The organism is Candidatus Zixiibacteriota bacterium (assembly GCA_026397505.1).
Lineage (GTDB): Bacteria > Zixibacteria > MSB-5A5 > GN15 > PGXB01 > JAPLUR01.
The window spans coordinates 16,041-30,674 of sequence record JAPLUR010000070.1; the positions used below are offsets into that span (position 1 = coordinate 16,041).

The 14,634-nt window shown below is 48.9% G+C and carries 12 protein-coding genes, 2 tRNA genes and 1 pseudogene; 10 read left to right on the forward strand and 5 right to left on the reverse strand.

Annotated elements, in window-relative coordinates:
* Nucleotides 1-48: 48 nt before the first annotated feature.
* The 6 genes from NT002_07565 to NT002_07590 all read left to right on the forward strand — a co-directional run bounded on the left by NT002_07565 (nucleotide 49) and on the right by NT002_07590 (nucleotide 4,098).
* Nucleotides 49-122 (forward strand) — tRNA-Gly (locus NT002_07565).
* A 9-nt stretch (nucleotides 123-131) separates the two neighbouring features.
* A tRNA-Cys gene (locus NT002_07570) sits at nucleotides 132-203 on the forward strand.
* A gap of 84 nt (nucleotides 204-287) precedes the next feature.
* A complete protein-coding gene (locus tag NT002_07575) occupies nucleotides 288-1,790 on the forward strand; it encodes a T9SS type A sorting domain-containing protein (GenBank protein ID MCX6829129.1) in 1,503 nt (500 codons plus the stop codon).
* Nucleotides 1,791-1,971: 181 nt separating this feature from the next.
* The gene (locus tag NT002_07580) at nucleotides 1,972-2,157 is read left to right on the forward strand and encodes a 4Fe-4S binding protein (GenBank protein MCX6829130.1); all 186 of its coding nucleotides are present in this window, start codon (nucleotides 1,972-1,974) and stop codon (nucleotides 2,155-2,157) included.
* A 64-nt stretch (nucleotides 2,158-2,221) separates the two neighbouring features.
* Entirely contained in the window at nucleotides 2,222-2,647 is a 426-nt protein-coding gene (locus NT002_07585; GenBank protein ID MCX6829131.1) for an archease, read from the forward strand.
* Complete coding sequence (locus tag NT002_07590; protein MCX6829132.1) at nucleotides 2,644-4,098, forward strand: RtcB family protein; 1,455 nt, start codon at nucleotides 2,644-2,646, stop codon at nucleotides 4,096-4,098. Before NT002_07585 ends, NT002_07590 begins: the two co-directional genes overlap by 4 nt.
* 335 nt (nucleotides 4,099-4,433) lie before the next feature.
* Here the strand turns inward: NT002_07590 and NT002_07595 are convergent, their stop codons facing one another.
* Nucleotides 4,434-5,129 (reverse strand): DUF1573 domain-containing protein, encoded by a 696-nt coding sequence (locus tag NT002_07595; GenBank protein ID MCX6829133.1) that lies wholly within the window; start codon nucleotides 5,127-5,129, stop codon nucleotides 4,434-4,436.
* Between the two features lie 3 nt (nucleotides 5,130-5,132).
* Nucleotides 5,133-6,122 carry a cysteine synthase family protein gene (locus tag NT002_07600; GenBank protein ID MCX6829134.1) on the reverse strand — a complete coding sequence of 330 codons (990 nt, stop codon included), beginning with the start codon at nucleotides 6,120-6,122 and terminating at the stop codon, nucleotides 5,133-5,135.
* 152 nt (nucleotides 6,123-6,274) lie between these two features.
* On the opposite strand from NT002_07600, the gene NT002_07605 reads away from it, so the two are divergent.
* Together NT002_07605 and NT002_07610 are read left to right on the forward strand one after the other, a co-directional pair.
* Nucleotides 6,275-6,829, forward strand: coding sequence for an SPOR domain-containing protein (locus NT002_07605; GenBank protein MCX6829135.1), 555 nt, complete (start codon nucleotides 6,275-6,277; stop codon nucleotides 6,827-6,829).
* Nucleotides 6,829-7,241, forward strand: a pseudogene (locus tag NT002_07610) (secondary thiamine-phosphate synthase enzyme YjbQ). The gene NT002_07605 and the pseudogene NT002_07610 overlap by 1 nt, the downstream one beginning before the upstream one ends.
* A 19-nt stretch (nucleotides 7,242-7,260) precedes the next feature.
* On the opposite strand, the gene NT002_07615 reads toward NT002_07610, so the two are convergent.
* The 3 genes from NT002_07615 to NT002_07625 all read right to left on the reverse strand — a co-directional run bounded on the left by NT002_07615 (nucleotide 7,261) and on the right by NT002_07625 (nucleotide 11,725).
* Nucleotides 7,261-9,159, reverse strand: coding sequence for a S9 family peptidase (locus tag NT002_07615; protein MCX6829136.1), 1,899 nt, complete (start codon nucleotides 9,157-9,159; stop codon nucleotides 7,261-7,263).
* A gap of 231 nt (nucleotides 9,160-9,390) precedes the next feature.
* On the reverse strand, nucleotides 9,391-9,690 hold the full coding sequence (locus tag NT002_07620; protein MCX6829137.1) for a hypothetical protein: 300 nt from the start codon (nucleotides 9,688-9,690) through the stop codon (nucleotides 9,391-9,393).
* A gap of 4 nt (nucleotides 9,691-9,694) precedes the next feature.
* On the reverse strand, nucleotides 9,695-11,725 hold the full coding sequence (locus NT002_07625; protein MCX6829138.1) for a tetratricopeptide repeat protein: 2,031 nt from the start codon (nucleotides 11,723-11,725) through the stop codon (nucleotides 9,695-9,697).
* Between the two features lie 288 nt (nucleotides 11,726-12,013).
* Between NT002_07625 and NT002_07630 the strand changes: the two genes are divergently transcribed.
* Both NT002_07630 and NT002_07635 read left to right on the forward strand, forming a co-directional pair.
* On the forward strand, nucleotides 12,014-13,570 hold the full coding sequence (locus tag NT002_07630) for an anti-sigma factor (protein ID MCX6829139.1): 1,557 nt from the start codon (nucleotides 12,014-12,016) through the stop codon (nucleotides 13,568-13,570).
* A gap of 154 nt (nucleotides 13,571-13,724) precedes the next feature.
* Nucleotides 13,725-14,498 (forward strand): YIP1 family protein, encoded by a 774-nt coding sequence (locus NT002_07635; GenBank protein ID MCX6829140.1) that lies wholly within the window; start codon nucleotides 13,725-13,727, stop codon nucleotides 14,496-14,498.
* The last annotated feature ends 136 nt before the right edge of the window (nucleotides 14,499-14,634 follow it).

The window sequence follows — 14,634 nt, forward strand, 5'->3', positions numbered from 1 at the left end:
CAAAAAAGTTGACAAACGGATTTTCGTGTATATATTTAACCGGAACAAGCGGGAATAGCTCAGATTGGTAGAGCACCACCTTGCCAAGGTGGCTGTCGCGGGTTCGAATCCCGTTTCCCGCTCTTTTTTATGGCGGCTTAGCCAAGCGGTAAGGCGGAGGTCTGCAAAACCTCTATTCTCCGGTTCGATTCCGGAAGCCGCCTTTATTTTTTTTCTTATTTTTAACTTGCAATTCAGCGGGCAGAAATATAGATTAGGGCGGCTAAGAATAAGTTGAAATAAGGGAAATGGAAATTTTCAGATTGCATTTTTGGGCGGCAGTAATTGCCCTCTTTTTGCCCGGCCCGGTGACCGTTTCGGTCGCGATGGAAAAGCCGGCGGCGCCGGTCGTTTTTGCGTCCGGAGCGGGTGGTTTTGAATTATTCTGGTTTTACCCCGGGCTACACCGGGTCATTTTGGGAAATCTTGAATCGGCGGCGCAGAGCGATGCTTTCCCTGCAAAAGCCGATCGGCAGTATGCTGTGATGACCCATTTTACCCTCACCCCGCCGGTGATGGTCAATTCAGTTTCAACTTTCATTTCGCATCATGACCCCTTGCCTCTGCCGGGCGATGAGCATTCCTCGCTGAGACTGGCTCTGAAACGCTCCGTTCCCCCGAAGGTGGAAGCTAATCTCTGGGCTGGACTGGTCTCTCTGGATTCCCTGATCGGCCCTCCGGGGGGAATTGTCTCGTCCATTGTAGAAAAAGTGCTTTCTGACAACTTTGCTGTCTGGGCCTCGCTGGAGTGGCTGCCCGGAACCCCTTGCGCGCCGCTGGTCGGCCTCCGCACCGAACCGGATACAATACGGCAGTTTATATACTCACTGGCCTATCCGGAGACGCCGGCGGAAGAGAGCTTTGATGATTATATGATAGGTATCGACCTGTTGAATTGGATGGGGAACGGCCATCCCGCTGCCTACGATGATAGTTTTATGCCTGACTTTTTCAAAGTGATTTTAATTTCCGATACGATCGAGCCATATTCAACAACCATTCTGGTCGACAGCCTGGGCTTGGACTCTCTTCATGCTGTCTGCCAAATTGCGGAAAGCGGCTATGTCGGAATTGCGGCTGTTAAAGAAGGAATCGAATGCGGCTCCGATCTTGTTTACCTGGACCCGGCAAAGTCGCCGCCCCTGTCGATAAAGCCGCCAAAATTACAGCAAAGTTTTACTCCCGGCATAGTGAATTCCTATCTCCTGCATCTGACTAATACCGGTAGCGAGGCTTATTCCGTCAAGTTGAGTTATGATTCCACGAGAATTATTCTTGAAACTGATTCAATATACCTTGCCGGGGGTGAAGGGACAGATGTCGGCCTGGCCATAAAGGATGGAGTATTGGTTGATTCCACTTTTGCCGCGATTATAATCATGGAATTATCGGACAGCAGTTCCTTGCCCCTCATTTATCATCTGGACTTTCATCAGGAGCAGCCTAATTGTTTGGGTGACGACTCCGATCCGCAGGTGTCTTGTTTTGAGGTCGGCCAACCTTATCCCAATCCGTTCAACCATCTCATAAGAACACCCATTTCTCTTTCCGGCCGCCAGGAGATTATTTTCGAAGTCTACAATATACTCGGGCAGAATGTTTATTCCGCGGAGCCACATATTGGCCGCAAAGGGCATCTGGATTGGGATGGGCGCTCTCTTTCGGGTGGGGAATTGCCATCGGGAATATATTTTTTCCGCTTTAATCAGAGTGGTCGTTCCGTGACACGGCGAGTAATGTTACTCAAATGAACAATAATTACAGCGGTTTTGGCGGTATTCAAGCGTATCCCGCCGCTTCGTTTACGGCGTAGTAATGATATTGGGCCAAAGGGAAACTAAGTATAAATTTCCTCTTTACATTGCCGAAAATTTGTCTATATTCCCCGCTAAATATTATTTAAGGTCGTATTTAATTTGGAGGTAAGAAGAAATGGCCATGCGTATAACCGATGAATGCACCGCCTGTGGTCTCTGTCTTCCGGAATGTCCGACTTCGTCAATTACCGAAGGCGACATTTATGTGATCAGCCCGGATACCTGCAACGAATGCGAGGACCAGGCCGATGGTTCCCATTGCGTCGCGGTCTGCCCGGTCGAGTGCATAGTCAAAGCCTGATAAGTAAATTATCTGTTTGTAAATCGTCGCTTGAAACAGGCGGCGATTTTTTTTATCTTCTAATATGCCTTTTGAATTGACCGATCTGCATACCAGCGCCGATATCGGTCTTGTCGCAACCGGAAAGAATCGCTTCGAACTCTTCAACGACGCCGCCATCGGCCTGACATCGATTATGGTCGATATTGATGGATTGATGGAAAACAGGGAAAGGCCGGTTTCGCTCAGAGGAGAGAATTTTGAGGATCTTTTTTTCCAGTGGTTATCGGAGATAATTTTTATCAAGGATGCGGAGCGTTTCCTTATGAAACGGGCCGAAATAAACTTTGAAAAGGAGGGGCAAGCTGCCCTGCAGGGACGTCTCTTTGGAGATTCGATCGACCCCAAGAGACATATTTTGAAAACGGATGTTAAAGCGGTTACGTTCTATAAATTCAGGGTAGAAAAAATGGGAGAGATATGGAAGGCAGAGGTGGTGTTTGATTTATGAAAAAAGAGAGATTTAAACAGATTACCCCCAATATTTGGGAGATTCCGGTTGACTTCAAACAGGGGATGCTGGTTCCGGCTAGGATATTGACCTCCGAAACGCTGGTTGACGGTATCGACGAAAGAGTGATCGACCAGATAACCAATGTCGCCTGCTTGCCGGGGATTAAGAAATATGCCTTATGCATGCCTGACGGTCATTCGGGGTATGGTTTCCCCATTGGCGGAGTTGCAGCTTTCTCCCTGCGTGACGGGGTTATTTCACCGGGAGGGATCGGGTTTGACATTAACTGCGGCATGAGACTTCTCCGCACCAATCTGACCTTCGACGAACTCAAGCCCAAGATGGAGGAGCTTTTGAATAAGCTCTTTTCGACCATTCCATCGGGGGTAGGCTCGAGCGGTTTTGTAGAGCTGAATCGCAAGGAATTCAATGAGTTGATGGAAAGGGGAGCCGAGTGGTGTCTGACCAATGGTTATGCCACGTCGGCCGACCTTGAGCATATTGAAAATCGTGGGCGGCTGGAGCCAGCCGACCATACGGCGGTCTCGGAAAAGTCTATCTCTCGCGGGATAAATCAAATGGGAACGCTGGGCTCGGGAAATCATTATTTGGAAGTCGAAATTGCCACCCCGGAAAATATCTATGATAGAGAGACCGCAAAAGTCTTCGGGATCGACCGGGACTATCAGGTTATTCTGGCAATCCATTGTGGCTCACGCGGTTTTGGACATCAGATCGCCACCGATTATCTTCAGATTTTCGATAAATGCGCCAAAAAATATGGCCTGACGGTGAGAGACCGGGAATTGATGTCGGCGCCGGCCAAATCCGAAGAAGGGCAAAGATATTTTAGGGCAATGGCCTGCGCCGCCAATGCCGCCTTTGCCAACCGGCAGCTTATTGTCTCGGGAATCCGCAGAGTTTTAAAGGATGTCTTTAAAAAAAGCGATGAGGAACTGGGCATTGAAACCATTTATGATGTCGCCCATAACATTGCCAAGATTGAGAAGTATGAAATCGACGGCCACATGGAGGAACTACTGATTCACCGCAAAGGGGCCACCCGCTCTTTTGGGCCGGGGCGACCCGAAATCCCCCTCAAATATCAGTCTGTCGGGCAGCCGGTGATCGTCGGCGGTTCCATGGAAACCGGTTCGGCACTTCTCTGTGGAACCAAAAAGGCCGACGAGGAGTCCTTTGGTTCAACGCTTCATGGCGCGGGTCGAACCATGTCCCGTATGCAGGCCAAGCGGATGATCAGGGGTGATGCGGTCAAGCAGAGGATGAAGGAAAGCGGGATACTGGTTAAGACCGGCTATATGCCCGGCCTGGCCGAGGAAGCTGCTTTTGCCTATAAAGATATTGATGATGTTATCGAAGCGGTTGATGCGATCGGCATATCCCGAAGGGTGGCACGCTTTTATCCAGTCATGAATATCAAGGGATAATTTCAGTCCGATATCTGTCCCCGGCATCGTGCATAAAAAAAGAGGGCGCTACTCTGGTTGGGTAGAGGGGGCTAGGAAACTACCCAGGGACAGCAGAGAGTCACCCTCAAACTATTAGTATTAAATAGAATCATTTGTCAATTTGTCAAGCATTTTTTGAAAATATTTTCAATCCCGGAGTTGCACCATGTCTGCCACAAATAAACCATCGTGGATTAGTATAATCAATATAATCTTATATTTTGGCGCCAGTAAAGCGATAAGCTACGAGCCATTTCGAATATGTTAAGTAAAAATCGGCTCACCGAATTCAGGGTTGCACCTGGGTGCTCTTATTAATATCGGACCACTTTGACAGGAATGGAGAGGCGCAGTTTTGGTTCAGTGTTGTAGGTGACTGTAAAATTGCTATAGAATGTTCCTTTGCGAAGGTTATCCTTGATTGTGACATTGACCATCTCGAATTCGCCCGCTTCGATGTTGCCGGATGTTTTATCTACCGTGAAAATGGAATCCGGTTCTTTCTCAAGGATGTAATCAATATCATCCTCAGACTGGTTAATCAACTTAACCGCTTTCATGTTCTGCCCCTGCAGAAAGGTCAAATATTTGGGGTCGGAAGTATGGAGTTTGTGGAAGAAATCGATATTAGCTGAATAGTCCAGATCAAAAGCCGGTTTGTCCGGGTCGTTGGAGATTATCGTCAATTTCCGATTGGTCGTGCCATAATAGTCGCGGGTATGGAAAACCATTCTGATATCGGAGGAATCACCGGGAGCCAGGAGGGAGTCCTTTATTAGAGCCGAAGTGCAGTCGCAGTTGGCATTCAGCCGGGTCACATGCAGGATATCACTGCCGGTGTTCTTGATTCTATAGTAATGGATCAGCCGGAAATCGGAAGGGACGGAACCGAAATCCCAATTAACTTTTTCCACCGTCAACGATGGCCCTTTAGCGCCTGCTCCCCATCCGGTGGAAGATAGAGCGACAAATGACAATAAGAGAATTATGGCCGATCGTTTATGTATCATATATCAAACCTCCACGTTTTCTTTGAGAAATCCCTGCTGTTTCATCCAAATATCGTTAAAGCATTTGCTGAGATATCGGGTGCCTGAATCGGGAATGATCACGACCATCAGCGCCTTTTCATCGAGTTTAGCAGCCGCCTTACGGGCGGCCCAGACCGCTGCCCCAGATGAGCCGCCGACCGAAAGCCCCTCATTTCGGGCCAGGGTACGGGCGGTTTTAAAAGCATCTCGGTCGGTCACGGTAATGACCTCATCCACTAGGTCGGTGTGCAGGGCCTGCGTAACGGTATCAGAACCTATTCCTTCAACCTTATAAGCCTCGGCATGAGAAATTTCATTGCTCTTTATATAGGCGGCGAAGATCGAGCCGGCCGGGTCAACAGCAATTCCCCTTATAGCCCGGTTTTTTTCTTTCAGGAATCGCGTGACTCCCGAGAATGTGCCGCCGGTGCCAATTCCGGCCACAAAGTGGGTTACTCTGCCATCGGTATCTTCCCATATCTCCGGCCCGGTCGAGAGATAGTGGGCCATGACATTGTCCTGACTGTGGTACTGATTCATATGGAAATATCCATGCTCCCGGGCCAGATTAAGGGCTTTCATATAACATCCGTCGGGATGGTCATGGTCGAGCTCGGCCGGCGTAACAATCACTTCCGCTCCGAAAGAACGGATCAGGTCGATTTTCTCCTGACTGGTTTTGTCCGGCACTGTCAGGATAGCCTTGAGACCGAGAACGGCGGCGGTCATGGCCATGGCCACGCCGGTGTTACCGGAGGTATTATCAATGACGGTATCGCCGGGTTTCAATTTGCCCTCGCCGACCGCCTTCCTGAGAATATGGCAGGCCATCCTATCTTTAACCGAGCCGCCGGGATTGGTGAATTCGAGTTTCGCCAGCATTAGCGGCCCACCCTGAGAAAGGCCGTTTGAGATTCTCACCAGGGGCGTTTTGCCGATCGTTTCCAGAACATTATTTGCGTATTTCATCATGGTATCCTCATTTTTATAACATTGTATCTAATATTAGTTTCAAATTCAATAAATTTATTTTCAGGGTTGGAATGGTGAGGAAAGGGGGATTAATTTAGCTTGACAAGGGGCCGATAAGTGTTCTTTATTCAAAAGATGTTTATGGAGGAATCATGAGGAAACTAGCTTTAGGCTTGATATTCCTGGCGGTCGCATGCCTGGGAGGAGGCTGTAACAAGGATAAAGAGAAAGTGGCGCAGTTGGAGCGGGAGGTGACGCAGGCCGAATTTGGGGACTACCTGAAGGATACGACAGCTCCTGAACGACCGAAAGCAGACAGTACCGCGGTTGTCGCAGAGAGTCCGGTTACTCCCGAGAGGAATCCTGAAGAGATACCGCCGGAAAATGTGGCCGTTTCCCCAGCAGAGTCCGAAATATCCAAAGCACCTCCTGAAGTCCCCACTGAAGTAGTTGTCGAGTCCTCGATCCGGGGCGGTGGCTACACGGTTCAAGTCGGGGCCGGAGTTGACCGGGGAGCGGCACAGGAAATGATTGAGGTATTTGCCCGCCGGGGTTACCAGCCTTTCATCGCGGAGGCGATAGTCGAAGGAATCACGCATTATCGGGTGAGAATCGGGAATTTTCAGAGTCTTGCCGCGGCCCGCAAGCTTGGGGCGGAATTGCAGGAAAAGTATTCGGTCAATTCCTGGATTGATAAAAATCCGTGATGAAAAGCTTCACCGAATACCTTGTTTTCAAAACTCAGAAGAAGCGGGAATATCTCGATATAACCGACCAGGTTCAGGTCGCCCTTGAAAAGAGCGACGTCGCCGAAGGGTTAGTGCTGGTTTCCGCCATGCATATAACCGCCGGGGTCTATATTAATGACGCCGAATCGGGATTGATTGACGATATTGATGAATGGCTGCAGAAACTGGCACCGGAGGGGGTTGGCTATCGGCATCACCGCACCTGCGAGGTAAATGGCGATGCGCATCTGAAGAATTTACTGGTGGGTTACCAGGTTATGATTCCAATCACAAAGGGGGAACTTGATCTTGGGCCCTGGCAGCAAGTCTATTACGCCGAATTTGACGGCTGTCGCCGCAAAAGGGTGTCATAAAGATCATAGGCGAATAGCTCTCCGAGGATTTTCTCTTTAATTGCCTTTCTTCAGGTAGCGATCAAAAAATTCGACCATGGCACGGAAGAGCTTGATCGAGTTGGCGGTTTTGCTCACGCCATGCCCTTCATCGGGGAAAATCAGCGAATCGACCACGCCGCCCTTATCCTGAATGGCCTTTATGATCTGACGGGCTTCACCGATTGGGACGCGGGGGTCGTTCACGCCATGGGCTACCAGCAAAGGGGTCCTGATGCGGTCGGCCTTGTGAATAGGGGAGATGGAGGCCAAAAAGGTTGTATCCTCCAGAGGGCCATATTCCGCCTCGCGATTCTGGCGGCGATAATCCTTGGTGTTTCGAAGGAAAGAGACAAAGTTGGCGATGCCCACCTCATCGAAAGCGGCTCCGAACAGATCCGGGTATTCGGTAATTGAGGCCAGAACGACATAGCCGCCGTAGCTGGTTCCCTTTATGCCAATCAGGCCGAAATCGGAGTATTTGTTTTCTATCAGATAGTCGCAGGCGGCTTTGATATCCTTTATGGAATTGAGGCGATTTTTGAAATTGTCGAGGTTCATGAAATCACGGCCATAGCCGGAAGAACCGCGGATATTGGGAGCGAGCACGCCATAGCCATTGAGCAGAAGATATTGGAAATTGCGCTGGAAATAAGGTCGGAACTGGCTTTCCGGCCCGCCGTGAGCGTGAATAATAAAAGGAACAGGTTTGCCATTGTAGTCGGGAGGAAGATAGAGGAAAGCGGGAATCTCGAGGCCATCAAATGATCTGTACTTTATGAGAGTCGGTTCAATAAAAAGATTCTGGTTTACCCCGGCATAGCTGGAATTGGTCAATTTCCGAAGTTCCTGCCGGGGCCAATCCCAGAGCCAGATATCCTGGGTTTTGGTAGGGCTGGAAAAAGGGAATACCAGGCGACCGTCATCAGCAACTTCAACGGCACTTATCATACCGGATAGAGATGGAGGGGGGAGGGGGGAATTCTCCTGCAGATCCCATAATTTGATATTGGCATATCCCTCTTCATTGACCAGCCAGGTGATGTATCGCCGGTTATCGGAAAGAGCAATGGCATCGATGGTCCATGGAGAATCGGGATCGAGATATTCAATCTTTTTTGTTACAACATCCAATCTGGCCCGCTTAAGGGTACCCTCGCCGTTGCCGTTGCAGGTCAGATAAATGGTCCTGTTGTCAGGCATAATGAAAGGGTAGTCATAGATTATTTCTTCTTTGTGGGGCGTGAGCAGTTCGGCCTTTCCGATCGGAAGGTCCACCAGATAGAGGTTGTTATCGGCATTGGAGAAAGAGTGGGAAAAAATCAGGTAACGTCCATCCGGAGAAAGGCCATAAATAAAATTGGAGCCTTCCATATCGAAAATCATACTGTCACGCCCTGTTGTCAAGTCATAGTAGTACAGTTTGAAATCGCGCTTGTTTTCCTGATTGGAGCGGAAATAAAAGCCGCGCCCATCTTTTTTCCAAACCACCGAACCGTACTGGGTGTCTGGGTTGCGAGACAATTGGGTCATTTCCCCATATTCAGACTGCACCAGAAAGAGTTGTGACTGTTCCGAGCCGCCGACTGAAGCGCCGACGATAATTCGTGAGCCGTCCGGCGAGAGATAATGCCAATCGAGGCCGTCATCAAAGAAAGTCAACTGATATGGCCAGCCGGCCGATGTCAGCCGATAGAGCTGAGGAGCGCCGCTCATGGAGCTTACGAAAAACAGTTCGCCGGTAATCGGACTTATCTTTGGGGAGCCGCAGCTGCCGATTTTTATGAAGGTGCCGATATCAGGGATATCCTGCCTTCCTGCCGGCGGCGGATTCTGAGGCAGGGCATGACCGGTCCAGATAATCACGGCCGCAGCCGTCACAAGTGCTTTTAACATTATGGATTTATTGCAATTCACTTTTACTCCTCTTCCTCATGGTTGCTTAATATAACGAATAGCGGTTATAATTGAAAGTCCGCCGATTGGGAATTCAGGGGGTGAGAAAGAGTAATATTGAGGGATTTGGTGAGACGATTGCCCAGAAGAAGCTAACTTTGCAATGAAAAGGAAAACTCTATAGGAAAAATGAAAATAGATATCTTGAGAAACGCAAATCTGAAGGGGCGGGCGATATGAGATGGGGCGCAATCAGAATGTTATTCTGGGACGTGCGATGAATTCATCCGGAATCTCTTCGACTTCTCCCTGCACCCGGCGGTAAAACTCGCAACGGAGGCAGGAGATTCGGCTGTTCCGGCAGATGTAAGGCCCATTCCCGGAGGCGGCGTTCATGGCCATCCAGCAGGATCGTCCGGCGCCCTTGCCTTCGTTGACGCCATCAAATTTCATCATTTTCGGAACCGGGCATTCGCCATGAATCTTTGAGAATATTCCGCCCGGTTCCATCCCGCAATTTCTGAATTCCCAGCAGTTTATCTTTTGTGACACGGTGTTATCTGTCTTCCTCGTTGATCAGCCTGATAACGGGAGCAAAGCGACTGGAAGATTTAATTTCCGCCAGCTCGGTTGGATTCGCCACCGCTTTGTATTCGGCATAGGTTTTTCTGAGTTTCTTGACATCGTCAAGAGCCAGATAGTTGAGCATCATATACTGGAATAAAAAGGGGTCGCCCTGATTGATTTTGTAAGCGTTCTTGAAATATTTGTCGGCTTGCTTGTTGTTTCCCAGTTTGAAATGGCAGATACCGCTGCCGAAAAGGGCGGGGTAGAACTGTTCGTCCATTTTCAGGGCCGCCTGGAAGTCGGTCAAAGCGGGACTGTAATCACCCTTATCCAGCCTGGCGCCGGCGCGTCCGACCAGGGCAGTTTTGTTATTGTTGTCAAATGTCAGAGCCGCGGTAAAAGCCTCGACAGCCTTGATATTATTACTGCTGATCCGATAGATTTCTCCGAGGCGAACATAATCTTCAACAGCCTTGCCGTTTTCACCGATCTTGCCGTATGCATCAGCCCGCTTGGCATAGGCGTCTTTGAAATTAGGCATCAGTTCAATTGCTTTCGAATATTCGACAATCGCTTTCTCGTAGTCATTCGAGCCCATAGCCAGATTTCCGAGGGTCAGATAATTCTCGGCGGAAGCGGAAGCCACGGCATTGTTGGAGATCGGACTCAGGTTGGCGGTGATTGCGACTCTTTGATCGGCGGCGAGCTCGATTTCGGTTGTGTACTCGGTATAGCCCGGCTTGTCCACTTTGATCTTGTGATGCCCTGTTTTAATTCGAGTATAGGTGTTATTGCCGGCACCCATGACTTTGTCATCGACAGTCAAGCGGGCATCGGCAATATTGGCCATAAGTTCAATGGTTGCATATCCTGATTGAGTCCGGGAGCGCGTTTCCGATTGAGTTTCGCGATTGTTCTCGTTTGGGCGGTCCGGGATAGTCTCGGTAATCCCGGCCGCACCCGTTTCCGAACGGCCAGTCGGCGGATTTACTTTGAGAGCAAAATCACTGAAGGTCATCAGGGTCGTCTGACCGGCGGTTACGGTAATATTGCCCCGACCGGTATAATTGCCACCCAAATCATAGACCAGATTATAAGTTCCGGTTGGAACCATCTCAAAGCGGAAGAATCCCTGCGCATTGGTAGAGGTGGATTTATTCAGGCTTGGAACAGTCACCCGGGCTCCCTCGAGATAGGGACGGCCGTCCTGGTTGAGAATCAGGCCGACGATTTCACCATCACCGGAGACGGTCGGGCTGATGAATTGAGATCCCACCAGAAAGAGAAGAATGGCCAGAATGGCGGCGAAAAAGCCGATGGCCATATTCCGGCTGATTTTCTTGGGCTTCAGAAGGTAACGTTTTTCGTTTATGACCAGTTCATCGCCGATATGCAGATAGGGATTGCCCATGACCTGAATGAAATTCTTCCTAAAATAGGCAACGCCTCTGACTTTATGCGTTTTCTGGATCCCGGCAGCAAGGGCCGGATCTTCTATCGGCCGGATGCCGTTCTGATCTGCGGCGGCCAGGGCCGAAGCGGCCATCGCAACGGGCTCTCGACCGGTCTCAAAACCGTTGTTCCTTTTTGTGGAAGACTCGGGCCTTCCCGGGGCAGATTCATTTGTGCCATAAAGATTCCTGGTTATGTCGGCCAATTCCTCTTTGGAGAGCTTTTTGATTTCCGGCTTTTCATTGCCGTTTGAGGAAAGCTGTGCTGCTCCCTTCTTCTGAGTATCTGCTTCGTTATATTCGGATATAGTGGGAACGGGGGGGGCAGATTCACCAATGGGAACACTTTTGGGGCGCTGGTCGGGGAGATGACCGGCGCCGCAGGCCTCATCATCCAGAAGATTAGCGGTCGTCTTAATTTCCAAATCATCCTCGGGATTTCGGGATTTATCGAGGCTGCTTTCAATCCCGACAAATTGCGGATCTCCGGCGCCGACAGCCTCGGTGACAATAAAATCAGGATTATTGTCAGATTCGGGCTCCTGTCTGTGGACGACAGGAGCGGCCATTTCATTGAGAGGAGCGCCGCAATCTTTGCAGAATTGGGCCCCTTCAAAGATATTTTGGGCCTTGCAACTAGGACAGATTTTCAATTTCAGCTCCAACCATAAAATGTGGGAATTCTTTAATCTAATTATCGTCTTTGAACGTCAATTCTTTAGACTCGCGTCATAAGGATATAGAGGTCAAGGAGAAAGGTGGGGAATTTTGCAAATTAGGGCTTGACAGTCGGAAATCTTTGGAGTATAATCGTCTAATGTTCTTGAAAATACTGAATGTGAGGAGGAAATAATTATATGTACGGGCACCATAACCGCTTGTTAATCATTATCTTGTCGGCTTTAGTGATCGCTTTTATCGCGGGGTGCACCCAGCCTGATGATATTCTGGCTCCAGTGGCATCGACCAAAATTATATTAACTCCCGCGCGGTTGCCATCGCCGCCTCCCGGAATGGTTTATGAAATCTGGCTCGTTGATAAAGATGGCGGCCATAAGTCGCTTGGCAAATTCAATTGGGACAGCAAAATGTATCGCTTTTTGGATACCACGGGAAATAGAATTGATTCATTATGGACGGTTAATTTCGACGTTCTCAAATATAGGCGAATCAGCCTGACGGTTGAGCAGTATCCCGATCCTTACCCCGATTCGATGGGACCGATTATGTTGAGTGATACGCTCGTGGCCCCGGAGAATAAGTCGCATATGAAGATGGAATTTCCCGTCAATTTCTGGACGGCCATGGCCGGGTATTCCATAACCACGCCCACCGATGGTGATTCACGCAGCAAGCCGGCCAGCGGCATCTGGTTCAGTCTCTATGTTTTTGATTCTCTGCGCTATGATGATACGGTCGATGTTCGGTTGCTCATTACCTCCACGGAAAAACGTCCCCTTAATATCGACACTACTTTCGATTATTCCGGATTGCCGCCGGATATCATCAGAATCGATACGCTCAACCTTGACACTCTTCGCCTTACGACCGATACTCTGGCCATTACCAATGAGGGGAGAGACACTAATTTCAACTATATTATTTATCTTGATACTTTTACGCATATAACCTGCAACTACGATTTTGTTTCTTTCCCCGTTAATGTGACTCCCGATACGCAGGTTGTGATCGACACGTTGTATCTTATCAAGCATCTTACCGGCCCGCCCCGAGATTCAGCATACAGTGAAATTGACACATTTAAAATTGCTCCATTTACGGACTATATTCACGCTCGCAGATATGACACGATTGCTCATCCCGACACTCTGGATCGTTTCCTGGATAACTCCACGGATCTGCCGAGTCTTGACGGCACCGGCTGGCATTATAAGGGCTGGGTTATTTCGCCCTATTTAACTCCAGTGGCCAGTTTTGGCAAGCTGACTCGACCTTCTTGGCTGCCGGGTACGATCGATTACTGGATAACCCCTTCCAACGCCGGACTCATCACTACCGGATCCTTTAAGAGTTTTGCCGCGCGGGATGACCGGAATAGGTATTCTTTGAAGAAGCGGGTTCCGTCTTTTCCGGGCGAGGATTTTCTTAACGCCGATAGTCTTCCGGCGGGATTAGGCCCTAGGGGCATCTATTTCGCCGATTCTCTGAATAGAAATGATCGCGCCGGGACGGTGATTATTTCTCTGGAACCGGATAATTACAATAATGATTCCACAAATTTCCCTCTGATTTTGATGACTGCCGAGGGACTGATGCCGAGTTATCGAACCATAACGGATGACGGGGATTTCGAGCCCCGCACGCAGGATTACCGTATGATGAACTGGTTCAGGATGGTGGACAACGACCCCACCGGTTTTCCTGCCATTCAGGTCAAAATTGTCAGGGAATAACCTGTTCCAAATTGACAAACCGGCACAGGAACTGTGCCGGTTTTTTTATGTCCATTCGGAGCCGACCTATTGATTTATTTGCGAAATTCGTTATCTTAGAAAGCAAAGGAGAATATAAATCCCCCTGTGAACCCAATAAATGGAGAAAGAACAAATGGAAATGGAAAATAGTGTTGTTTCCCCGACCCCGGAATCGGCCGTGCAGAGACTTGGACTGATTTCCAGATTCTGGAGAGTATTTATCGAACCGACGAAGCTCTTTCCGACTCTGAACAGAAAAACGGATTGGCTAATCCCATTTGTTATCGTGGCTGTTCTGGGCGGAATAATGGGTTTTATGACTCGTCCCATTTACACGCGGGAATTGATGCCTATGGCCATGCAGAATATAGAAAAATATAGACAGCAGATGGGCGAGGAACAGTTCAACCGGGTGAAGGCGGAGGTGCAAAAAGGTTTTGATGAAGCCGCGGCCAATCCATTTAAATGGTACTATTTTCTGATATGGTTCTTGTATCCCCTCGTGATATTTGGGGTGATTTCCGCGTTGGGATTGATCGCAGGCAATTTTCTCTTTGGCGGCAAAGCCAATTTCTGGATAATTGTGAACGTTGTTGCTTATGCCGCGCTGGTGGGGCTTCTGGGTGACATTGTCAGAACTGCCCTGGTGTTGAGTAAAGATTCGATCTCGGTATATACCGGATTGGGATTGTTGAGACCGGTCGACGATGGTTCCTTTCTATTCTATTTGATTCGCCAAATTGATGCTTTTACCATCTGGCGCATTATTGTGACGGCTATCGGACTGGGTGTCGTGTATAATATGAAACCAAAGAAGTTCGGTTACGTATTATTATCCGTATGGTTGATTTTTATACTTATAGTTTCATTAGGCAACTTGTTCACCGGAGGAACAATAATTTATTAAATGAGGAGAATGCTGAATGGCTTCCAATCGGTTTAAAATAATAATCGCCCTTCTGGTCTTATTTCTGGCCACCGGCGGCGTATCGGCCAAAATGCTTACTTTGGAAGACTGCATCCAGTCGGCGATCAAGAATAGC

Excerpts from the sequence above, each read along its gene's own strand:
- NT002_07590 (MCX6829132.1), top strand. The coding sequence starts at position 2,644 with ATGAAAAAAGAGAGATTTAAACAGATTACCCCCAATATTTGGGAGATT.
- NT002_07635 (MCX6829140.1), top strand. The coding sequence starts at position 13,725 with ATGGAAATGGAAAATAGTGTTGTTTCCCCGACCCCGGAATCGGCCGTG.
- NT002_07600 (MCX6829134.1), bottom strand. The coding sequence starts at position 6,122 with ATGATGAAATACGCAAATAATGTTCTGGAAACGATCGGCAAAACGCCC.
- NT002_07575 (MCX6829129.1), top strand. The coding sequence starts at position 288 with ATGGAAATTTTCAGATTGCATTTTTGGGCGGCAGTAATTGCCCTCTTT.
- NT002_07595 (MCX6829133.1), bottom strand. The coding sequence starts at position 5,129 with ATGATACATAAACGATCGGCCATAATTCTCTTATTGTCATTTGTCGCT.
- NT002_07625 (MCX6829138.1), bottom strand. The coding sequence starts at position 11,725 with ATGGCCGCTCCTGTCGTCCACAGACAGGAGCCCGAATCTGACAATAAT.
- NT002_07630 (MCX6829139.1), top strand. The coding sequence starts at position 12,014 with ATGTACGGGCACCATAACCGCTTGTTAATCATTATCTTGTCGGCTTTA.
- NT002_07605 (MCX6829135.1), top strand. The coding sequence starts at position 6,275 with ATGAGGAAACTAGCTTTAGGCTTGATATTCCTGGCGGTCGCATGCCTG.
- NT002_07585 (MCX6829131.1), top strand. The coding sequence starts at position 2,222 with ATGCCTTTTGAATTGACCGATCTGCATACCAGCGCCGATATCGGTCTT.
- NT002_07580 (MCX6829130.1), top strand. The coding sequence starts at position 1,972 with ATGGCCATGCGTATAACCGATGAATGCACCGCCTGTGGTCTCTGTCTT.